Origin of the sequence: Collinsella sp. LCP19S3_A7, from assembly GCF_052121995.1 — a bacterium.
Classification (GTDB): domain Bacteria; phylum Actinomycetota; class Coriobacteriia; order Coriobacteriales; family Coriobacteriaceae; genus Collinsella.
In genome coordinates this window covers 73,764-93,799 of sequence record NZ_JBQKDE010000007.1, presented here as the reverse complement: position 1 = coordinate 93,799, position 20,036 = coordinate 73,764, and the positions used below count along the sequence as shown (strand labels likewise).

Below are 20,036 nucleotides of genomic sequence, written 5' to 3'. Positions count from 1 at the left end.
GGTAGATACGAAGCACCACCAAGATAGCCCTGCGATCTGGTCAGCATGCCCCTTGCGGGAAGTGTCGACTTTATGCTGCCGTTTTTGTCGATTTAGATGTTACGGAATACAGGGGCGGCTCCCCGGCTCGAAGGCGGCCACCGGCTTCCACTGCCAGCTGCCCTCGCAGACCTTGCTGCTCGCGTGGATGACCGTCTCGAACTGCTCGTCCGGGAAGAACCCGTCGAGCACGGCCGCGCCCGTGGCCTCGGCGTTGGTCATGCGGCCGGGCACGCAGGTGCGCAGTATCTTCCAGCGGGGCGTGGGCATGCGCAGAGCGTCGGCGATGGAGCGCGTCGCCTCGACGGTGAGCGCCGTGCCGCGCATCACGGTGGAGTCGAGCTTCACGGGGATGACGACCATGCCGCCCTCCGCCGCGGCGAGGTAGGCGTTGAAGGCGAGCCTGCGCATCACGGGACTGCAGTCGATGAGGCAGACGTCGTAGGAGCCCGAGGCGTCGTCGAGGGCGAACTTGAGTCGCTGCTCGCGCAGGAGCATCTCGTTCTGGTCGACGAGGTCGATGGTCGAGGCCACCACGTCGAGGTTCTCCCCGGCAGCGTAGGCGACCTCCTCCACGGGCGCGCCGCCGTAGAGCAGCTCGACCGACGTGCGCCGCTCGGAGACGGCCCGGTCGTAGAGGCCGAAGAAGTCTGTGGCAGACGCCTGCGGGTCGAGGTCGACAAGCAGGGTCCGAAGGCCCCGGGCGGCGAAGATCGCCGCCAGGTTCACGGCGGTCGTCGTCTTGCCGACGCCGCCCTTGTAGTTGGAAATGGCTATCGTGCGCATGGGTCGCGTCCTCTCTAGCGTGGGGCGCGCCTCGGCGCATCCGGTCCGGCGCGCCCCGAGTCTCGGAGCGTCGGGACAAAACCGTACGGATTTGTCCGACAAGCGGAGTGTACCACGAAAACGTACGGATATGTACGCTTTCGTGGTACAAGGGGCGGATTCGGGGAAACCCGGCCCCGGGAGCCCGGGGCCGGGCGCGCCGCCTAGGAGAGCGGCTCCATCTCGCCGAAGCAGTTGATGTGGTGGCGCAGGAGCGCTCGGTTTTCCTTGACGACCATCATCGCCACCTCGTCGAAGCGGACCGGCGTGTCGGCGTAGTCGTCGCCGTTGCCGGCGAGCCACGTCGCCGCCAGCGCCTCGCGCAGCCCGCGCGCCCTGTGGGCCTCGGGGAAGCCGTCCGTTCCGATCCGGACCGTGGCGTCGACGAAGACCAGGGTCCCGTCCTCGTCCACCGCCACGAGGTCGATTCCGCCGATGCCCTCGGGCCCCTGCCAGGCCTCATCGACGATCTCGTAGCCCTTACGCTCGAGGAAGGTCCTGACCGCGCCCATCGCCTTTTCCTTCATGTCGTTCATGTCTTGCTCCTTAGACTCGGAGGCCCGCCCCTGTGGCGTGCCTTGCGTCGCGTGAGTCGCATGCGGCGCGGGCGTGCCGGCAAGGGAGGAAGCGAAGTCGGGCGTGGAAATAGAAGTATTCCGACGGCAGTTTTTCGCGTTGTTCGCGCGCGCAGCGCATGGAGCGAAGAACCCGAAAAAGTGTCGCGGCCCTTGCGGGCCGCCTGCCGGCGTGCGACCCTGCGCGTCCAAGGAACGCCGGGGCGGGTTTCGGATCGGAAGGGCGCAGGCGTGCGGCATGGAATCAGGCATGGGCGCCGAGGCTTCCAGGCATGGGATGCGATCTGTCGGCGGTTGCTGGGCTCCCGTGGGATTGGAGACGACGCCGCGGCGGGAACGACGGCGCGTTCCCGAGTCGCGGTGCCGTGGTCCGCATCGGGACGGCATTCCCCGCGCCGCTTGCGGCCAATATGCGCACGGGATCGCGGTGGCGAGATGGTTCTCCATGCGGAACGGCTACGGTGCTGCGCAACACGTCCGTCGGAAGAAGGAGGGCAGCCAATGATGGATATCAACGAGAAGGACGAGCGTCGTGAGCTGCTTGACGCGGTGGCGGATGCAGGAAGGCTGGCGAGGGGCCTGGACCAGCTGCTCGAGTCCCTGGCGCACGCCGACCAGCTGGACCTGCTCGACGTCGAGGGGGTCCTGGCCCTGAGGTCGATAAGCGAGAGGTGCGCCGAGCGCATCGGCGACGCCGCGCGAATCCTGGAGGCGCAAAACGAGATCCTCTATGTCGAGGAACGGACCGTTTAGCTTCCTTTCGCGGAAGATTAACTATTTGCTTTGCGGGCAACACCCTAAAGAATCGCAGTTCCTGGTCGGCGCTTAGATGAGCGTTAGCCGCGACCCATTCCAAAGATACTTGCATTGTCGGCGTTGTCGTTAGTTTCGACCTCAGTCGCCATCGCCGGGAACGATTCTTCCTGAGACGCGTCGTCCACTCGCGAGTCAATAGGCTCGCCGAGCGCCAGGAAGAACCTCATCACGTGCTCGACTCTCTGCTGCAGAGACTCGCTCAGCTCGCTGTAGGAGGCCGCCAGCCGTACTTCCTTGGCCAACTCCGCCATCGAGTCCTTCAGCGCCTTCTGCACGCTCACAGAGGGTCTCACCTCGACCTGGGTATCGGTGAGCTTGGCGATGATGTAATCCTGCCTGTTCATGCCGCTCCAGGCGGCCATCTCGCATATGAGCTTATGCTCCTCGGGCGTGCAGCGGAACGCCATCGTCTTACTGCGCTTGCGGGCGCTGTTCTCGCACGGCATCCTTCTTATCCCCTCGCCCCGTCAAGGGCGGCGGCCATCTCGTCCTGCTTCGTGGGGAACAGGTGCGCGTATCGGTAGGTGATGTCCACCGCCTCGTGGCCCATGCGCTCGGCGATGGCCAGCGCGGAGAAGCCCATCTCGATCAGCAGGCTCACGTGGCTGTGGCGTATGTCGTGTATGCGGATGCGTTTCACGCCAGACGCCTTGCACCCTCGTTCCATCTCGTGGGCCAGGAAGTGCTTGGTAACGGCGAACAGGCGCTCGTCGGGGGCGACGTCGTCTCGTAGCTCGATGAAGTCCGCCATCTCGTCGCGCAGGAAGGCGGGCATGACGATCGTGCGCACCGACTTGGGCGTCTTGGGATCGGTCACGGTGTCTACGCCGTGGAGGCTTTGGTACGACTTGTTGATGCGCAGACGCGAACTCTCCAGCATGAAGTCGGACGGAGTGAGCGCCAGAAGCTCGCCGCAGCGGATGCCCGTCCAGTAGAGCAGCTCGAAGGCGTGGAACGAGAGCGGCTTGTCCATGACGGCCTCGCTGAACCTCAGGTACTCGTCCTTGGTCCAGAACTGCATCTCGCCGCCCTTCTTCGAGCCCATCTTGTCGACCCTTCGCACCGGGTTGTCGGTGAGCCCGTAGTAGCGCTCGGCGTGGTTGAAGATGGCGTTGAGTTGGTTGTTCACCGTGCGCAGGTACGTCGGCGCCCAGGGCTTACCGTCGGCGTCCCGGTGTTCAGTAAGCTCGTTCTGCCACCTAATAACGTCGATCGGCCTCACATCGCACATGCGCATATCCCCAAAGAACGGCACGAGCTTGTCGTTGATGATGTGCTCCTTGGTGATCCACGTATGCTCACGTATGCGAGGCTTCACCTCGGAGGCGTACACCTCAACGAACTCGGAAAACGTCATGTCCATGGCCCCGCCGTTAAGGCTCTTGAACTGGCTTTCCCATACGGCCGCCTCCACCTCGGAGGAGAAGCCGCGCTTTGTCTTGTGGCGCTTCGAGCCGCGGGCGTCGCGGTAGTAGCACTGCACGAAGAACGTGCCGTTGCTGTCGTCCTTGTACACCGGCATGTCAGTCCACCTCCGGGAAGTACAGGGCGTCGAAGACGTCACTTCGAACGCGTCCGCGGATAACCACGCGCCCGCGCGCCTCCTGCTCGGCGTTTATCTTCCTGATCACCTCGTAGGCGCTGCCTTTCTTGATCCTCAGCAGCTCCGCAACCTCGTCCGCATCCAGCATGTGCGGTCTCGGCGTCTTTGCCACCTTCTCGTCCATGGCTCCTCCTGTCATTAGCGTACAGATACGTACGGTTTACAGATTCAGAGTAAACGTACATATCTGTACTGTCAATAGAATTGCGTACATTTGCGTACGCTGGTAAGATGTGCGGGTACGTAATTCCAGGAGGAGGGCGCATGTCCGTAGGCGAGAACATAAGGCGGTACCGCAAGTCGCGCGGCATGACGCAAGCGCAGCTTGCCGAGGCGGTCGGCCTGACCGAGGGGGCCGTGCGCCACTACGAGAGCGGCATCCGCGCCGTGAAGCCCGAGCTGCTCGAATCCATCGCCGCAGCACTAGGCGTATCCGTCAACGCCCTCAAGGATTACGGCGTCGAAACCGCGGGCGACCTCATATCGCTGCTCGTGCGGCTCGAGGACTCATTCGGCATCGTGCCCGCAGCCGACGGCACGGGGCTCTCTCTGAACCCCAAGGCGCCTCACGCGCCCAAAGCGGCGATGGCGATCCAGCTGTGGGCCGAGAAGCGCGCACGGCTCGAGAACGGCGAGATCGACGCCGCCGAGTACGAGGACTGGAAAGCCTCGCTGTAGCAGCTCTCCGCATTTCGCTACCACTAAAACCGAATCAGGGCGCCAGGATAGTCGGTGAGCTCCGCTCGCACCTGCGTATGCTGAGTTTTTACTCTCCATTGCATGCCAAGGCATTTCAAGCGTAAACGGGGAGTAAATGACGCGGTGGCTTACACGGCAGCACACAGCAGTACGCCGCGGCATTTCCCCTGGTTACTCCCGTTTTCATTGAGATGGCGAGATTCTTTACTCCCCATTAACCACCTGGGGAAACGCCGTGCAGAGACCGCCGAAAAGCCGATTGAGTTCGATTTGAGTTTCAAAGGACCTAAAACGGCCCCTTTTCGTTATCGGGGACAAAAATCGCACGTCTACTCACTTGGGATAAATTCTTACTCCCATTCCTCCGAATACCGCCCCATACTTTGCCGTCTTGAAATACGGGGAGTAAATAGCAAAATCGCAGGTGAAAGGGAGTAAAAAGGCAAAGAAAAAGCCTCCGTCCCAGCACGGGAACGGAGGCTCAATTTTCGTATTTACTCACCGCCGTCGCTGACGGCTTTGCCATGACTCTCGTACGAAACGAAACTCAGCGGCACAGTACGGCACTCAAAAGTGCAGGTCAGAACCCTATCAGCCTACTCCCACTCGATGGTCGCGGGCGGCTTGGACGTGATGTCGTAGCACACGCGGTTGGCGCCGGGGACCTCGGCAACGATGCGGCCGGAAATGCGGGCCAGCACATCGTAGGGCAGCTTGGCCCAGTCGGCGGTCATGGCATCACTGGATTCGACGGCACGCAGGATGATCGGGCGCTGATAGGTGCGCTCGTCGCCCATAACGCCAACGGACTTGATGTCGGGCAGGACCGCGAAATACTGCCAGCAGCTGTGCTCGGAGTTGCGCTCGCCGGTCTGCTCAAACAGGCGCTGGTTGTAGGCATCCAGCTCCTCGCGCACGATGGCATCGGCGTTTTTGAGGATCTCGAGCTTCTCCTTGTCGACCGCACCGATGATGCGGATGGCCAGACCCGGGCCCGGGAAAGGCTGACGGAACACGATATGACCCGGCAGGCCCAGTGCCAGACCAAGCGCGCGGACCTCGTCCTTAAAGAAGTGATCAAGCGGCTCAATGAGGTCGAAGTGTACGCCCTCGGGGAACGGGATCAGGTTGTGATGGCTCTTGATGGTGGCCGTCTTGCCGCCCGTCTTGCGAGCGCCAGACTCGATGATGTCGGGGTAGATGGTGCCCTGAGCCAGATACTTGACCGACTTGCCATCGGTCTCGAGCTGCTGCGCCACGGCGAAGAACTCTTTCCAGAACTGAGTACCGATGATGCGGCGCTTCTCCTCGGGCTCGGTCACGCCGGCCAGAAGCTCGGCATAACGGTCCTCGGCGTGAACGTGGATAAAGTCGACATCGAACTGCTTGGTGAAGACCTCCTCCACCTGCTCGGGCTCGCCCTTGCGCAGCAGGCCGTGGTTGATGAACACGCAGGTCATCTGCTTGCCCACAGCGCGAGCGCCCAGCGCAGCCACGACGGAGGAGTCGACGCCACCGGACAGGGCCAGAATAACGCGGTCGTCGCCGACCTTCTCGCGGAACTCGGCCGTCATGGTCTCGACCAGGTTGTCCATGCTCCAGTTGGGCTCCAGACCGCAGATCTCAAACAGGAAGTTGCTCAGCAGCTGCTGACCGTACTCGGAGTGCTTGACCTCGGGGTGGAACTGCGTGGTGAAAATCTTGCGCTCGGGGCACTCCATGGCGGCAACCGGACACACGTCGGTGCTGGCGGTAACGGTAAAGCCCTCGGGCACCTCGGACACGGCGTCGCGGTGGCTCATCCACACGGTTTGCTGCATGGGCGTGGAGTTAAAGAGCTTGGCGCCGGCAGTGCGCGTAATAGTGGCGCGGCCGTACTCGCCCACCTCTGAGTGACCGACCTTGCCGCCGAGCGTCACGGCCGTGATCTGATGGCCGTAGCAGAAGCCCAGGACGGGAAGGCCCAGGTCAAAGATGGCAGGATCGATGGACGGAGCGTCCTCGGCGTACACAGAGGCCGGGCCGCCGGAAAGGATGAGCGCAGAGGCGTTCATCTCGCGAATCTCATCGGCCGAGATGTCGCAGGGAACAATCTCGGAATACACGTTGAGGTCGCGGACGCGACGGGCAATGAGCTGACCGTACTGCGCACCAAAGTCGAGTACGAGGACCTTTGCGGAAGCCTTTTGATCCATGGTTTCCCCCTCTTGTTGGCGGGGAGCCGGTGCCCACCCGCATGAATGAACGAAAATAACCTCCATAGTGTACACGTTATATGGGGTTTCTCGTCCCTCGCAGCCCTCAGCGCACGGCAAACGCACGACCAGGGCCCCTATTTGACGGCAATTGAAGTGTTACCAAACGTTACAGATGATGTAATACGTTTGAACATTGGACACCCTGTGCCACAATACTGCCGAACGACTCCGCCTCTGGGGCGGCAAATACGATAGGAACACCAACATGAAGCGCATCCTTCTCATCGCCACGGGCGGCACCATCGCATCGACCGAGGACGGCAACGGCCTCTCCCCCGCCCTGACCGGTGAGGAGCTCGCCCAGAGCGTCCCCGAGATCTCGGGCCTCTGCGAGCTCGACGTCGTGCAGCCCATGAACATCGACAGCACCAATATGCGTCCGAGTGACTGGATGCGTATCCGCGACGTCATCGTCGAGGGCTATGCCGACCACGACGGCTTCGTGATTCTGCACGGCACCGACACCATGAGCTACACCGCGGCGGCGCTTTCTTACCTGATTCAGGACAGCCCCAAGCCCATCGTGCTCACCGGCTCGCAAAAGCCCATGGGCAACCCCTTTACCGATGCCAAGCTCAATCTGTACCAGAGCCTGCTCTATGCGCTTGACGAGCATTCGCACGACGTCTCAATCGTGTTTGGCGGTGTGGCCATCGCCGGCACGCGCGCCCGCAAGCAGCGCACCATGAGCTTTAACGCGTTCATTAGCGTCAACTATCCGCCCATTGCCTACATCCGCAACGACCGCATCGTGCGCAACGGGCTCCACGGCACCCACCAGAATGAGAGCCCGGTTCGTTTCTACGACCGTATCGACCCGCGCGTGTTTGTCCTTAAGCTCACGCCCGGCGTGAATCCAGGCATATTGGACGCCCTGACCGATAGCTACGACGCCGTAATTCTGGAGACCTTTGGCATTGGCGGTATTCCCGAGTTTGGCGAGTCCGACGAGTCATTCCAAGAGGCGATTTTCCGCTGGGTCGATTCGGGTCGCACCGTCGTTATGACCACACAGGTCCCCGAAGAGGGCCTCGATCTGGGTGTTTATGAGGTCGGCCGTGCCTACGCCGACCATCCGGGTATTTTACGCGGCGACGATATGACCACCGAAACGCTCGTGGCCAAGACCATGTGGGCGCTCGGCCAGTCACGTGATGCGGCCGAGATTCAGCGCCTGTTCTACAGCCAAGTCAACCATGACCGCATCCCGATGGTGTAGCTAAAACAAAATCCGCCTCTTTGGGCCTTGTGGGGCACGTGGTACCTCTCGGAACGTGCAAAAAGCGGAGTTTTCAGCACCCGCCCCTTCCGGAAACGTTAAAATCGCTAGCTGTAAATCGCTTTTCGGCTCGATAGGCTCGTCCCACGCGTCTATTATTCCTCATAATAATGAATTTTGTGGATAATCAAAAACAGCAAGCATCGTATTTGCGCCTTCGGTTGCTGTCAATTTATTGAGGGATGCTGAATACTCGGGTTTTTGCACGCCGCCGTCGGGGGGACCCGTTCAGCAAACGACAAATCTGGCAAAAACGCCTACTCAATGCCCTCGAGAAGCTCTGACACCGTCATGCCAAGCGCGGGCGCAAGTTTAAATAAAATCTCGAGCGTGCTGTTTGCCGTTCCGCTTTCGATTTGATCGAGATAAGGTCGGCTGATTCCAACCGCCACGCAAAAATCGACCTTGGAGATACCAAGGGCCTTGCGCGTCCGCTCGACTCGCTCGCCAAGAATCTGTTTCGCATGTTCGTTCATGCAGACGAGTTTGAAATGGAGCAAAACAAAAACGTAAACTATAGTTTACGTTTTGCCTAATATACAGGAGTTTTCTATGTCGGGTTCTTCGGTCCGCATGTACCGAGCCACGCTTCGCACAAACAGCGCACCGCCCAAGCTCGTCGTCGTTGAAGCAGAATGCCTTTCCCCGGATGAACGAACGGCCTTTACGCTGCTATCGAGCCGTGTTGCGACCGCGTTGCTCCCCGATCCGGCGAGAGGCGAGCTCTCCGCTCAATGCCAGACGCACGGCTGCACCCTTGACCAGGCCGTAGTAATAGCAACCAGCCAGTGTGGCCTGCCCCTTCTCTTGGAAGCCGGTATCGCGCTCTGCCTTCGCGGTGCCGGATACGAAAACGAGGCCGCCGCCGATGTGGTCTTTCAACCACGATCGAGCGGCGGCCTCGCAGCAGCCATCGAATATGCTTGCAGGCTCGTTGCCTAAAGGCGCAAGCTAAAAGCCCAGGCCAAAGCCTGTGCCGGTAATCGCCGAATACATAAAGTAGACGTTAATTACGTTGAGAAATACGCCCGTGATGCAGCCGTTTCGCAGGTAGCGCTCGCACACGATGCGCGCCATGGCGGCGGAGTCCTCATTGTTCTTTGCCTGGCGTCCCGCCGTAAAGTACGTCGCCACGCTCAGCAGCAGATTGAGTACCGGCAGCGCCAGCAGCTCATAGCTCTTGCCCCAGCGCGTCACCTCACCGGCGGCATTAAACTTTGTTGCCACCTCGGGACCAATGTTAGGGATTACAAACGCTGCGACCACCAGCGGAAGCACTGCAAGCACCAGCAGCGCGATGCCCATGTAGCCAGCTTTTTTTCCATATTTAAACATGCTCGCCGTCCTTACACGTTAAAGCGGAAGTGCACGACGTCGCCATCGGCCATGACATACTCTTTGCCCTCGATGCGCAGCTTGCCTGCAGCCTTGGCGCCTTGCTCGCCACCGAGCTCGATGTAGTCGTCATAGCCAATGACCTCGGCCTTAATAAAGCCGCGCTCAAAGTCGGTATGGATGACACCGGCGGCCTGCGGGGCGGTCGCGCCCTGACGCACCGTCCAGGCCTTGACCTCCATCTCGCCAGCCGTAAAGAACGACTGCAGACCGAGCAGCTTGTAGGCTGCCTGCGCGAGCACGTCCAGGCCGGGCTGCTCCAGGCCCAGGCTCTCCAGGTAGTCGGCCGCATCCTCGGGATCGAGCTCGGAAAGCTCGGCCTCGATCTTGGCGCAGATCGGCAGCGGCTTGACGCCATCGATGGGCGCCAGGTCCTCGTTGAGCATGTCCTCGTCCACGTTGGCCACATACAAGATGGGCTTCATGGTGAGTAGGAACAGGCCCTTGGCAGCGGCGCGCTCCTCGTCGGTCATCTCCATGGACGCGGCGCGCTTGCCCTCGTTGAGCCAGGCGAGCAGGCGCTTGGCGACCTCAAACTTGGGCATGAGCTCCTTGTCGCGCTTGGCCTCCTTCTCGAGCTTAGGCAGCTGCTTCTCGAGCGTGCCCATGTCGGCCAGGATAAGCTCGGTCATGATGGTGTCGGCATCGCCGGCGGGATCGACGAACTCGCCCGTACGACCCACCTCACGCATGACGTTGGGATCCTTAAAGTAGCGCACGACCTCGCAGATAGCGTCGGTCTCGCGAATGTTTGCCAAGAACTGGTTGCCCAGGCCCTCGCCCTCGTTGGCACCCTTCACCAGGCCCGCGATGTCGACAAACTCGACCGTAGCCGGCACAATGCGGCCAGGGTTGACAATGTCGGCGAGCTTTTGCAGGCGGCTATCGGGCACATCGACGATACCCACGTTGGGGTCGATCGTGGCGAACGGGTAGTTGGCGGCAAGGCCGGTCTTTTTGGTAAGCGCGGTGAACAGCGTCGACTTGCCCACGTTGGGCAGGCCCACGATACCGATGGAAAGGGACACGACAGCTCCTTTTGGTACAGGTACTTCAAACTGTATAAGTATAGCGCCGCCACAGCATCCGGGCGAATCCGGACACCGCGGCGGCGCAAATGAAGCAGAGATTGGGGTAGCTGGCTAGTCCGCGAGCTTCTCCACCTGGTCGAGCATCTTGTCGAGCTTGGCCTTCGCCTCGGCTTTTACCTTTTGGGCCTCTTCGTGGGCTTTGGCCTTCTGAGCGGCCTTTTCCTCGGCTTCGGGGTCGACGACAACCAAGTTGGACGCATCGTGTTCGACCAGCTTGAGCGCATGTTCGGGACAAACCTTGACACAGGCGCCGCAGCCCAAGCAATACGTGGACTCCAACGCGAAGCGGCCGCTTCCCACCAAATCGCAGGCGAACGTGGGACACACGTTGACGCACTCGCCACACGATGTGCACTTGTCAAAATCGCACTCAGGCGTACTCACCTGCATGTTCTGGGCAAGCTCGGGATGGTTCTGCAGCGTCGAAAGCACCAGCTGCCGCCCATGCGTGAGCGAACGGCGACGCTTTGCCGTCGTGGTGCCGCACATGGTGTTGAGCGTGCGCTCCAGCTGAGTAATCTGGTGACGGTGGGCCTTCAACTTCTGCGTCACCGAGGCCAGCGCCGCCGTCGCCGGGTTGAGCTTGGTCACCGTCAGACCCGTCGTGCGGGCAATCTTTTCCATGTACTCCTTGCGCTCGTACTCGCGGAGCTTATGGCACTTGAGGCTCTTGGGGTCGACCTCCAGGCCCATACCCGTGCCAGACCACTCCTCAGCCTTCGCAATCGCCTCGCCCAGGATATCCTCGCCACCGGTGTTGCGGCATTTATCGCACACGCCCAGCGGAAGGTACACGCTCACGTTGGGATAGTCCGCCAGTACCGAGAACCAGGTCTCGGCCGTAATATCGCCCACGCAGGCAACGACGACCTCGTTCTCGCGCGGCATGCGCTTGAGGGCGCGTGTGCAGGTGACGTAGGCGGTCTCGTGGCTCGTTGCCGCCGAGACAATGTCGTCATACAGGTTTTTGGGCGCCAGGCGCGGCGAGATGATTGCCTCGGTCGGACAGGCAGCGGCGCACAGGCCGCACTTGCGGCAGGAGTCGAGAATCTCGATGGAGTCTTCCTCGACCTCGATAGCGTTGACCGGGCACACATCCATGCACGCGGAGCAGCCACTCTTTTCGTTTTTGCAGGTCAGGCACGGAATGGTGTTGCCGCGCGGACGCTCCTTGTAGTCGGCGGGATTCCACTGCGGCGCCGACGGATCGAGCGCATCGGTCACACCGCCAAGCGGGTTTTTAAGAAAGTCGAAACCCTTGCTGATCTCGATAATGTCATCAAACAGATCGTGTTCCTGCGCCATGCGCGGCCCCTCCCTGAGCAGTGCAAACAAGCAAGAGATAATGATACGCCATCGGCCCACGCCTCGGGCAAATTACATGCGGCGCATCATTGAGACAAATAGCCTATGGCCTATCGCCGCCTTGATTGCACAAGGTCAATCAAGCGCCAAGCTATGCCTCGCACATGAGCTGCACGAGCTTTTGTTTGGTCACCTTGGCCTGTTCGTTAGCCATATTGCGCTCGTTCTTAAAAGTTGCGTCCGCAACGCTCAGCAGGTCGGCATCGGAAATCTCGCCAAGGCCCAGCTCCTCGAGTGTCGTCGGCAGACCCACGCGCTGGCAAAACTCGAGCACCTGATCAAGCTCGGGCGCGCACTCCAAACGAAGCTGCACCACCAGGCCAAATGCCACGGCCTCACCGTGCATGGCCTTGCACTCGGGCAGAATCGTCAGGCCGTTGGCGATAGCATGCGCCAACGCCAAGCCACCGCTCTCAAAGCCGACGCCCGAGAGTAGGATATTGCACTCGATCAGGCGCTCAACCGCCGGCGATATACGGCCCTTTTTGAGATCGCGCTTGGCAGCGACGCCGCACTCCATGAGCGTGTCATAGCAGGCACGAGCCGCAACCAAGGCCAAGTGTCCTGGCGCGCCACCGTGCTCGTTGGTACCGTGCGCCGCGGCGCACGAACGCGCCTCGAAGTACGTTGCCAGCGCGTCGCCCATACCAGCGACCGTCATACGCAGCGGAGCCGCCGCGACCACGCCGGTATCGACCACAACCAAATCTGGATTCTTTTCGAGCATCAGATAGCGGTCGAACGACCCATCCTCGTGATACAGCACCGAAATCGCGCTGCACGGACCGTCCATCGAAGCCGCCGTGGGGCATACGCACAACGGCAACTCGGCATAAAACGCAACGGCCTTGGCGATATCGAGCATCTTGCCGCCGCCAATACCCACCACCATGTCGCAATACTCAGCCTGGGCTTCCTTAGCCATTTCGACAACGGCCTCTTCCGTACACGGACCGTTGTAAATCTTAAAGAACGGCTCGCTTAGATCTTCGTCCAGAAATCCATCGACGATCTGCCTGCACAGCCGATCCTCGGTGCCCTGGTCAAACAAGACATAGGCAGCGCAGCCCAACCATGACAAATATCTGCCCTGACGCGAAAGTTCGCCCAGCCCCTGAACATACCGGCCGGGACCGCCATAAACCATAGGAAGCGCCATACGAGAATCCGCCCTTCATCAAACAACGATTGGTGCAAAGCCACCTGTCCCCTTGTGGCAACTTGGCGCATTGAGGACAGGTTAGATTGCACCATAGAAAAAGGGTCCCGCGCACAGAGCGCGAGACCCTTATCAGAACAATGTGTGCCGATTAGAACGTGACCGGGGTGTCGGTGTAGACGCACTCGAGCAGCTGCTCCATCTCCTCCTGAGACGGCTGGCGCGGGTTGGAGCCCGTGCAGGCGTCGAGGATGGCGTTGGCGGCAACGTCGTGCTTCTTAGCCTCGAACTCATCGTAATCGATGATGGACTCGTCGGCCTTCACGCCCTTGGCACCGTAGTTCTTGATGCCCTGCGGGATGTCGAGCTTGTCGTTGAGGTCGCGAATCTCCTGGACCAGAGCCTCGACCAGCTCGTCCTCGGTCTCGCCGGCGAGGTGCAGGATCTCCTTGGCGATGAAGGCGTAGCGGCTCTTGGCGCGAGCGTCCTTGGCGTTGAACTGGATGACCTTGCCCAGGTACATGGCGTTGGCGCAACCGTGGATGATGTGGTCGCCCTCAAAGGCGGCACCGGTCTTGTGAGCCATGGAGTGGACAATGCCCAGCAGACCCGAGGAGAAGGCGATGCCGGCGATGCACTGGGCGTCGTGCATGTGCTGGCGGGCCTCATGATCGCCCTGATAGGACTTGGGCAGCCACTCGACGATCTCGCGGATAGCATGCAGGGCGTTGGCGTCGGTGTACATGGAACCAGCGGTGGAAACGTAGGCCTCGATGGCGTGAGTCAGAGCGTCCATACCGGTGTGAGCGCACAGCTTGGCGGGCATGGTGTAGGTGAGCTCGGGGTCGACGATGGCGACATCAGGGGTGATGTTGAAGTCGGCCAGCGGGTACTTGATGCCCTTGGCGTAGTCGGTGATGACGGAGAACGCGGTGACCTCGGTAGCGGTGCCGGAGGTAGAGGAGATGGCGCAGAAGTGAGCCTTCTGACGGAGCTCCGGGAAGGAGAACGGGACGACTGCCTCCTCGAAGGTCTCCTCGGGATACTCGTAGAACAGCCACATAGCCTTAGCGGCATCGATGGGCGAGCCACCGCCAATGGCGATAATCCAGTCGGGCTGGAACTCGGTCATGGCCTCGGCGCCCTTCATGACCGTCTCGACGGACGGATCGGACTCGACGCCCTCGAACAGCTTGACCTCGAAACCGGCCTCCTTGAGGTCGGCCTCGACGTCCTGCAAAAAACCGCCGCGGCGCATGGAGCCGCCGCCGGTCACGATGATGGCCTTGCTGCCCTTGAGGTTCTTCACCTCGTGGCGAGCGCCCTCACCAAAGTACAGATCGCGAGGATTGGTAAAACGTCCCATACTGTGCCTCCTAAACAAGCCCCTCTTAGACTTGCGTATATAACGGAGCACCCGATTGGCTCCGTTAGGACCGTTTTGCGCGTTGCCGGCGATGACAATGCGCCATGTCTAAACGTCTCAACGCTCAGACAAATAGTATTTTACCGTTCTGGTTGGTCAGTTATTTACCGAAAGTCGACAATGATGAAACGTTTTTTCTATCCCTGAAGACCCTTATGCGGCATTCATACTCCCAAGCTGGGCAAACGTTTTATCAAGGTTGACCACATATCCAGGGCAGGACTGTGCCCCTCCAAAAGACACACCGTTCGCCGCCAAAAATCGACCGTTTGCGGCACCGTGATACCACTCGGTCGTCCAAGGTGCCGACATTTGTGCGACATCCGTCTTCGTGGTGCAAAGGTGCATGTCCAAGTGCGGCACTCCCGATGTGCCTCATGCGGGTAAACTAGAACCTTATATAGAGACATTTGAACCCTAACCGCAGCAAAGGAGGCCCCATGGCATTCGATCCCATTCAAGAAGATTGCCATCGCCTCGTTCTTGAGGCCTTGCGCCGCGACAATATCCCGCTCACCGACGGCCCTGCCGTAGAGCGTCTGATGGAACAATTCACCCGCAACCCCGCGCCGCTCATCGTGCACGACCGCGACCGCGCCGGACATCTGATTGCCAAGGTAGTCGAGGCTGTCGACTACCGCATTCCCTTTATCCCTGACGATACCCAGGCAGAGCAAGAAGAGACCGCTGCCGAAAACATGCTTCGCGAGGCAGCCGCACTCGACCCGACCAACTGGGACGCTCAGCGCATGTTGACCGCCCTCACCGCTAACTCCAACGAGGAGTACGTACAGTACTTGGTATCCAAGCGCGATGAAGTCGAGCACGACCTGGCACTCAAGATCGCCTCGGCGCAGGACCCCTACGAGCGCGAGGCCGCAGGCGACCTTACACGCCGCCCCTACCTGCGCTGGCTTGCCGCCCTTGCGTCGCGCGCCCTCATTAGCGGCCGTTACCGCCTGTCGCTCGAAACCGCAAACCGCAGCCTGGACTTTGCCCCCAACGATCCGGCCGGTGTCCGCCACACTGCGATGCTCGCCATGGCAAAACTCGAATACCCCGCCGAGGAGCTCAAACGCTTTCGCTCTGCCCACTCCGTCCCCTATCTCGCCAACACGCCGCTGCGCCGTCGTCCCAAGGACGCGGAGCGCGACTTAGACCCGTGGACGCTCATCGCGCTGATGAGTGCTGCCTGGCGCGAGCTGGACTACGAGGGCGCCGAACACTACTTGCGCATCCTTGCGCGCTCGTGCCCGCACGCAGCCGAGGCGCTTTACTTTCAAACCGAGTTTCCCGATGGCGTCTATGCCCGCGTCAACGTGGACGTAGGCTCCACCGACGAGCTTGTCCTTGCGCTGTCCGAAGCGACGCCGGTACTGCAGGAGGGCTTGGGCGCCCCCGACAACGCCAGCTTTGCCGCCTGGGTCGCCACCAACGATATCGTGCGTTCCCAGATCGACGAGCGCATCCTGCGGGCGGCCGAGCAGGGCTTGCCGTTTAAGGGAGGAGACCTCTAATGGATCCGAGCGTCTACATCCCCGCCTACCTGGAGCGCGCCTACGTTGCGTCGCACCCCGAACTCACCGATGCAGCACGCGATCTTGTCCATAACGACGTGAGCGTCAACCCCCATAAGTATGCGCAGACCGAGCATGCCCAGGCACTGCTTTCCTATGCCGGTGTTCACCGCCACCTGCTCGACGAGCTCCATCGTATCGAGGATATGGGCAGCGATGATGAGTTTGAGCAGACGCGCAACCGCCTGTTCGACGATATGCGCGATGAGCTGCTCAAGATCGTCCGCGTCGATGCGTATGTCTTCGATGCCCAGCTGCTTGCCATCATTTTGGCGGACACGCCCGTCGACGCCTGCCTGGGCGACCTGATGAAGCTCGAGGCGACCGCAGCCGATTACCTACGGCAAAGCGTGCCCGGATTCGACATGGAGGCTCCGCACTACTGGGCCAACAAGGTGCTGTCAGACGGCGTGACGGCGGCCGATCTCACCGTGAGCGAGCCGACGCTTATCGGGTGGCTCCACACGCTCGAGGCCATCTCGCAGCTGTGCATGGCGAGCGCTCGCTACCGTGCTGCCGTCAACTATTCTCGCCGTGTTCTTAAGGCGGAAGGCTATCCCACCCGAGCTGCCGGCACCGTGCTACTCGCCCTCGCTCGTCTGGAAGACGAGGACGGCTTTTTTGCCCTGGCCCACCAGCTCGAGGAGCAGATGGGGGCCGATGCCCTCGAGAACTCCCCCTGGTACCTACTCGCCCGCACGATCCTGCTGTTCAAAACGAACAAGATGCGCCCGGCGACACGCGCCCTGCGTGAGTTTGCCAACCGCTGCGAGGGCGGCGCGTTCTTTTTGCTGAACCCCATGTATCAGACGCCGTACCTTCCCTGCCGGCCCGAGCCGCACGACCCCTGGGACCTTTCGCACCAGGCAGTTTGGGAGGCCGACGGTATCATCTCGGATACTCCCGACTTTGCCCCCTGGGCCAACGCCTGCGAAGACGTATCGCAGCTTGCCCAGGAATTTGCGCGCCGTTATGGCTTTTAACGGCACGATCGCCACGACCATGTCATTCACGTTAGGAACGGCTTCATGAACTTCCGCTCATCTCTCGCCTGCACTTCGAGCGATATCGCCCGCTGGGGGCTGCGCTCCATCCTTAAGCGCCAGGGCGGCGTACTCCCCGGCCGCATCGCCATGAAGATCGACCCCGAGCTGCTAAGCGACCTCGCGAGCCTTGTCGACCGCAGCGTGGTAGTCACCGGCACCAACGGTAAGACCACCACCTCCAACCTCATCGCCGACGCCGTTGCCGCCAGCGGCGCCACCGTGGTATGCAACCGCGCCGGCAACAACATGGAGCCGGGCGTGGTGGGTGCCTTGCTCGAGGGCCGCAGCGATCTTAAGCGTGCCGCCAGCAGCAAGCGCGTAGGCGTCTTTGAGTGCGACGAGCTCTACACGGTGCGCGTCTTGCCCAAGCTCAAGCCGACCTTCTTTGTGCTGCTCAACCTGTTCCGCGACCAGCTGGACCGCTACGGCGAGATCGACCACACTCAGGACGTCATAGCCCACGCGTTGGAGCTTTCGCCGGCAACGACGCTCATCTATAACGCCGACGACCCGCTCTGCGCCTCGATCGCCGCACGCGTCCCCAATGTGAGCATCGCCTTTGGCATCGACGGCGCCACGGGCACCGAGTCCGATCGCATTAGCGACTCGCGTTTTTGCTCGCAATGCAACGCGCCGCTGGAGTACGACTATGTGCAGTACGGCCAGCTCGGCGCCTATCATTGTCCTTCGTGCGGTTGGGGTCGCCCCGCGCTGGTCCGTCGCGTGACAGGCGTTGAGCTCGGCTGCGACGGCTACGGCTTTGACCTGGCCTTTGGACCCGAGGCAAAAGCGCCCGCAACGCACATCGCCACACGCTACAACGGCCTGTACATGGTCTACAACGTTGCCGCCGCCTTCTTTGCGGCGCGCGAGTTGGGCGTGGACGCAGCGCATCTGCAGCCCACGCTCGATGCCTACGTCCCCGCCGGCGGACGCATGGGCCGCTGGGAGATTGCCGGCCGTACCGTCGAGGCAAACCTGGCCAAAAATCCCGTGGGCTTCGACCGCCAGATCCAGTCCATTAAAACGGCAGGCGGCAGACTCTGCGCCTTCTTCCTGAATGACAACGACGCCGACGGCCACGATGTCTCGTGGATCTACGACGTCGACTTCGAGCGCATCGCCGATACCCCAGGGCTTGTCGCCTTTGCCGGGGGTACGCGCGCGCACGACATGCAGGTGCGCCTGAAGTACGCCGGCATCGACGCCGCCATCATCTCGAATATCGAGCAGGCGATCGGCGCCGTGGCAGATGAGGCCGCCGATGACACCTTCTACGCCGTCGCCAATTACACGGCATTCCCGCCGCTGGTCAAAGAGCTCGACGGACTTAAAGACGCCGATGCGAGCTCGGTTGCCTCCTGCGCCGTAACACGCACCGATGGCAGCGCCGTCCCCACCGACATTGCGCCGGTCGAGCTTCCGCGCCCGCTGCGCATCGTCTATCTGTATCCCGATGCCCTCAACCTCTATGGCGACGGCGGCAACGTCATCGCCCTCGAGCGCCGCTGCGCCTGGCGCGGCATTCCCGCGCGCGTGGACGAGGTCCGCATGGGCGAGACACTCGATCTCACCGACGCCGACATCGTCATGATGGGCGGCGGTGCCGACCGCGATCAGTTGGCTGTGGCACACGAGCTGCTCGCTCAAAAGGACAAGGTTGCGACATATGTTGAGGACGGCGGCTCGTTGCTCGCTATCTGCGGCAGCTATCAGCTGCTCGGTCGTTCGTACTATATGGGCGAAAATCGCATCGAGGGTCTAGGTGTCATCGCCGCCGAGACCGTGCGCGGCTCCGACCGCCTGATAGGCAACGTCGCCGTCAAGACCGACCTGGCACCCGAGCCCTTTGTGGGGTTCGAGAACCACGGCGGCCGCACCCTGCTCGATGCAGAGGCCACGCCGCTCGGAACATCTGTCGTCACGGGCACCGGCAACAACGGCGACGACGGCCTTGAGGGCCTCATCTACAAGGGCGTCATCGGCACGTACCTACACGGACCGGCACTGCCCAAGAACCCCGAGCTCGCCGACTGGCTCATCGCCCATGCCCTCGAGCGCCGTGGCGATGCACAGGCCGCCGCCCTGCTGCCGCTCAAGCCCCTCGACGACACCTACGAGCACGCCGCCCACGACGCCGCGATGAAGCTCCTCCCCTAACGCTCCGCCACCACAAAGGGACAGGCACCTTTGTGGTGGTTTTCCAGTTTGCCAACGATATACGCGCCGACAAAAAAGTCTGCTATACTCTTTCCCGCTGTCCCCATCGTCTAGCGGCCAAGGACGCCACCCTTTCAAGGTGGATATCGCGGGTTCGAATCCCGCTGGGGGCACCATTTGAAACGAGAAGCCCGTTACCCCCGCGGTGGCGGGCTTTTTTCTACCCATGTGCCGGGATTCGAACCCGGCAGGGTGCGGAGCTGAGGAAACGCGCAAGCGTTTTCCAGCGCAGCACGCAAGGAGCGAAGCGACGCAGCGAAAGCGGGCGGCGCCAGCCGCACGCGGATATCCCGCTGGGGGCACCATTTGAAACGAGAAGCCCGTTACCCCCGCGGTGGCGGGCTTTTTTCTACCCATGTGCCGGGATTCGAACCCAACAGGGTGCGGAGCTGAGGAAACGCGCAAGCGTTTTCCAGCGCAGCACGCAAGGAGCGAAGCGCCGCAGCGAAAGCGGGCGGCGCCAGCCGCACGCGGATATCCCGCTGGGAGCACCATTTAAAACGAGAAGCCCGTTACCCCCGCGGTGACGGGCTTTTTTCTACCCATGTGCCGGGATTCGAACCCGGGGCAGGGTGCGGACCCCGGCAAATCGGCGGCAAAACGGACTCCAAAGCGTCCTTCGCAATCAAAAAGCCGGGGCCCGCGCGATGCGGACCCCGGCTT

Annotated in this window: 19 protein-coding genes and 1 tRNA gene; 8 read left to right on the top strand and 12 right to left on the bottom strand. The window is 61.4% G+C overall.

Annotated features, from left to right (window positions below):
- Positions 1-99: 99 nt before the first annotated feature.
- Together ACTQV3_RS05015 and ACTQV3_RS05010 are read right to left on the bottom strand one after the other, a co-directional pair.
- On the bottom strand, positions 100-825 hold the full coding sequence (locus ACTQV3_RS05015) for a ParA family protein (protein ID WP_441535912.1): 726 nt from the start codon (positions 823-825) through the stop codon (positions 100-102).
- A gap of 203 nt (positions 826-1,028) precedes the next feature.
- On the bottom strand, positions 1,029-1,400 hold the full coding sequence (locus ACTQV3_RS05010) for a YraN family protein (RefSeq protein WP_073293294.1): 372 nt from the start codon (positions 1,398-1,400) through the stop codon (positions 1,029-1,031).
- Between the two features lie 540 nt (positions 1,401-1,940).
- Between ACTQV3_RS05010 and ACTQV3_RS05005 the strand changes: the two genes are divergently transcribed.
- On the top strand, positions 1,941-2,192 hold the full coding sequence (locus ACTQV3_RS05005; RefSeq protein ID WP_073293292.1) for a hypothetical protein: 252 nt from the start codon (positions 1,941-1,943) through the stop codon (positions 2,190-2,192).
- Positions 2,193-2,275: 83 nt separating this feature from the next.
- Here the strand turns inward: ACTQV3_RS05005 and ACTQV3_RS05000 are convergent, their stop codons facing one another.
- From ACTQV3_RS05000 to ACTQV3_RS04990, 3 genes are read right to left on the bottom strand one after another with little or no spacing between them, the layout of a single operon-like run.
- Positions 2,276-2,701 carry a plasmid mobilization protein gene (locus tag ACTQV3_RS05000; RefSeq protein WP_073293290.1) on the bottom strand — a complete coding sequence of 142 codons (426 nt, stop codon included), beginning with the start codon at positions 2,699-2,701 and terminating at the stop codon, positions 2,276-2,278.
- 5 nt (positions 2,702-2,706) lie between these two features.
- Positions 2,707-3,777, bottom strand: a complete 1,071-nt coding sequence (locus ACTQV3_RS04995; protein WP_441068039.1) for a tyrosine-type recombinase/integrase — start codon at positions 3,775-3,777, stop codon at positions 2,707-2,709.
- 1 nt (position 3,778) lies between these two features.
- A complete protein-coding gene (locus ACTQV3_RS04990) occupies positions 3,779-3,982 on the bottom strand; it encodes a hypothetical protein (protein ID WP_006681531.1) in 204 nt (67 codons plus the stop codon).
- 140 nt (positions 3,983-4,122) lie between these two features.
- Here ACTQV3_RS04990 and ACTQV3_RS04985 point away from each other — a divergent pair, with 140 nt between their 5' ends.
- The gene (locus tag ACTQV3_RS04985) at positions 4,123-4,536 is read left to right on the top strand and encodes a helix-turn-helix domain-containing protein (RefSeq protein WP_169277778.1); all 414 of its coding nucleotides are present in this window, start codon (positions 4,123-4,125) and stop codon (positions 4,534-4,536) included.
- Positions 4,537-5,153: 617 nt separating this feature from the next.
- Here ACTQV3_RS04985 and guaA read toward each other — a convergent pair.
- A complete protein-coding gene (gene guaA, locus ACTQV3_RS04980) occupies positions 5,154-6,752 on the bottom strand; it encodes a glutamine-hydrolyzing GMP synthase (RefSeq protein WP_441068037.1) in 1,599 nt (532 codons plus the stop codon).
- Positions 6,753-7,020: 268 nt separating this feature from the next.
- On the opposite strand from guaA, the gene ACTQV3_RS04975 reads away from it, so the two are divergent.
- Complete coding sequence (locus ACTQV3_RS04975) at positions 7,021-8,034, top strand: asparaginase (protein WP_441068035.1); 1,014 nt, start codon at positions 7,021-7,023, stop codon at positions 8,032-8,034.
- A 317-nt stretch (positions 8,035-8,351) separates the two neighbouring features.
- Here the strand turns inward: ACTQV3_RS04975 and ACTQV3_RS04970 are convergent, their stop codons facing one another.
- Positions 8,352-8,570: a helix-turn-helix domain-containing protein gene (locus tag ACTQV3_RS04970; protein ID WP_427719445.1), complete on the bottom strand. Its 219-nt coding sequence runs from the start codon at positions 8,568-8,570 to the stop codon at positions 8,352-8,354.
- A gap of 76 nt (positions 8,571-8,646) precedes the next feature.
- Here ACTQV3_RS04970 and ACTQV3_RS04965 point away from each other — a divergent pair, with 76 nt between their 5' ends.
- A complete protein-coding gene (locus tag ACTQV3_RS04965; RefSeq protein WP_441068033.1) occupies positions 8,647-9,036 on the top strand; it encodes a hypothetical protein in 390 nt (129 codons plus the stop codon).
- 9 nt (positions 9,037-9,045) lie between these two features.
- On the opposite strand, the gene ACTQV3_RS04960 is transcribed toward ACTQV3_RS04965, so the two are convergent.
- The 5 genes from ACTQV3_RS04960 to ACTQV3_RS04940 form a co-directional block, all read right to left on the bottom strand.
- Complete coding sequence (locus ACTQV3_RS04960) at positions 9,046-9,429, bottom strand: DUF1648 domain-containing protein (protein WP_427719441.1); 384 nt, start codon at positions 9,427-9,429, stop codon at positions 9,046-9,048.
- A gap of 11 nt (positions 9,430-9,440) precedes the next feature.
- Positions 9,441-10,517, bottom strand: coding sequence for a redox-regulated ATPase YchF (gene ychF, locus ACTQV3_RS04955; RefSeq protein WP_089572784.1), 1,077 nt, complete (start codon positions 10,515-10,517; stop codon positions 9,441-9,443).
- Between the two features lie 114 nt (positions 10,518-10,631).
- Positions 10,632-11,885 (bottom strand): 4Fe-4S binding protein, encoded by a 1,254-nt coding sequence (locus tag ACTQV3_RS04950; protein WP_154517950.1) that lies wholly within the window; start codon positions 11,883-11,885, stop codon positions 10,632-10,634.
- 151 nt (positions 11,886-12,036) lie between these two features.
- Complete coding sequence (locus tag ACTQV3_RS04945; protein ID WP_441068031.1) at positions 12,037-13,104, bottom strand: glycerol dehydrogenase; 1,068 nt, start codon at positions 13,102-13,104, stop codon at positions 12,037-12,039.
- Between the two features lie 151 nt (positions 13,105-13,255).
- Positions 13,256-14,470 (bottom strand): iron-containing alcohol dehydrogenase, encoded by a 1,215-nt coding sequence (locus ACTQV3_RS04940; RefSeq protein ID WP_117794788.1) that lies wholly within the window; start codon positions 14,468-14,470, stop codon positions 13,256-13,258.
- A 500-nt stretch (positions 14,471-14,970) separates the two neighbouring features.
- On the opposite strand from ACTQV3_RS04940, the gene ACTQV3_RS04935 reads away from it, so the two are divergent.
- From ACTQV3_RS04935 to ACTQV3_RS04920, 4 genes are all read left to right on the top strand, one after another.
- Complete coding sequence (locus ACTQV3_RS04935; protein WP_441068029.1) at positions 14,971-16,047, top strand: hypothetical protein; 1,077 nt, start codon at positions 14,971-14,973, stop codon at positions 16,045-16,047.
- Positions 16,047-17,090 (top strand): hypothetical protein, encoded by a 1,044-nt coding sequence (locus ACTQV3_RS04930; protein ID WP_441068027.1) that lies wholly within the window; start codon positions 16,047-16,049, stop codon positions 17,088-17,090. The genes ACTQV3_RS04935 and ACTQV3_RS04930 overlap by 1 nt, the downstream gene beginning before the upstream one ends.
- A 45-nt stretch (positions 17,091-17,135) precedes the next feature.
- A complete protein-coding gene (locus tag ACTQV3_RS04925; RefSeq protein WP_441068025.1) occupies positions 17,136-19,313 on the top strand; it encodes a MurT ligase domain-containing protein in 2,178 nt (725 codons plus the stop codon).
- Positions 19,314-19,412: 99 nt separating this feature from the next.
- A tRNA-Glu gene (locus ACTQV3_RS04920) sits at positions 19,413-19,489 on the top strand.
- Positions 19,490-20,036 lie beyond the last annotated feature (547 nt).

Coding starts and splice junctions, on each gene's coding strand:
- ACTQV3_RS05000 (WP_073293290.1), bottom strand. CDS start 2,701: ATGCCGTGCGAGAACAGCGCCCGCAAGCGCAGTAAGACGATGGCGTTC.
- ACTQV3_RS04960 (WP_427719441.1), bottom strand. CDS start 9,429: ATGTTTAAATATGGAAAAAAAGCTGGCTACATGGGCATCGCGCTGCTG.
- ACTQV3_RS04925 (WP_441068025.1), top strand. CDS start 17,136: ATGAACTTCCGCTCATCTCTCGCCTGCACTTCGAGCGATATCGCCCGC.
- guaA (WP_441068037.1), bottom strand. CDS start 6,752: ATGGATCAAAAGGCTTCCGCAAAGGTCCTCGTACTCGACTTTGGTGCG.
- ACTQV3_RS04975 (WP_441068035.1), top strand. CDS start 7,021: ATGAAGCGCATCCTTCTCATCGCCACGGGCGGCACCATCGCATCGACC.
- ACTQV3_RS04930 (WP_441068027.1), top strand. CDS start 16,047: ATGGATCCGAGCGTCTACATCCCCGCCTACCTGGAGCGCGCCTACGTT.
- ACTQV3_RS04990 (WP_006681531.1), bottom strand. CDS start 3,982: ATGGACGAGAAGGTGGCAAAGACGCCGAGACCGCACATGCTGGATGCG.
- ACTQV3_RS04950 (WP_154517950.1), bottom strand. CDS start 11,885: ATGGCGCAGGAACACGATCTGTTTGATGACATTATCGAGATCAGCAAG.
- ACTQV3_RS04965 (WP_441068033.1), top strand. CDS start 8,647: ATGTCGGGTTCTTCGGTCCGCATGTACCGAGCCACGCTTCGCACAAAC.
- ACTQV3_RS04940 (WP_117794788.1), bottom strand. CDS start 14,470: ATGGGACGTTTTACCAATCCTCGCGATCTGTACTTTGGTGAGGGCGCT.
- ACTQV3_RS04945 (WP_441068031.1), bottom strand. CDS start 13,104: ATGGCGCTTCCTATGGTTTATGGCGGTCCCGGCCGGTATGTTCAGGGG.
- ACTQV3_RS05005 (WP_073293292.1), top strand. CDS start 1,941: ATGATGGATATCAACGAGAAGGACGAGCGTCGTGAGCTGCTTGACGCG.
- ACTQV3_RS04995 (WP_441068039.1), bottom strand. CDS start 3,777: ATGCCGGTGTACAAGGACGACAGCAACGGCACGTTCTTCGTGCAGTGC.
- ACTQV3_RS04970 (WP_427719445.1), bottom strand. CDS start 8,570: ATGAACGAACATGCGAAACAGATTCTTGGCGAGCGAGTCGAGCGGACG.
- ACTQV3_RS05015 (WP_441535912.1), bottom strand. CDS start 825: ATGCGCACGATAGCCATTTCCAACTACAAGGGCGGCGTCGGCAAGACG.
- ACTQV3_RS05010 (WP_073293294.1), bottom strand. CDS start 1,400: ATGAACGACATGAAGGAAAAGGCGATGGGCGCGGTCAGGACCTTCCTC.
- ACTQV3_RS04985 (WP_169277778.1), top strand. CDS start 4,123: ATGTCCGTAGGCGAGAACATAAGGCGGTACCGCAAGTCGCGCGGCATG.
- ACTQV3_RS04935 (WP_441068029.1), top strand. CDS start 14,971: ATGGCATTCGATCCCATTCAAGAAGATTGCCATCGCCTCGTTCTTGAG.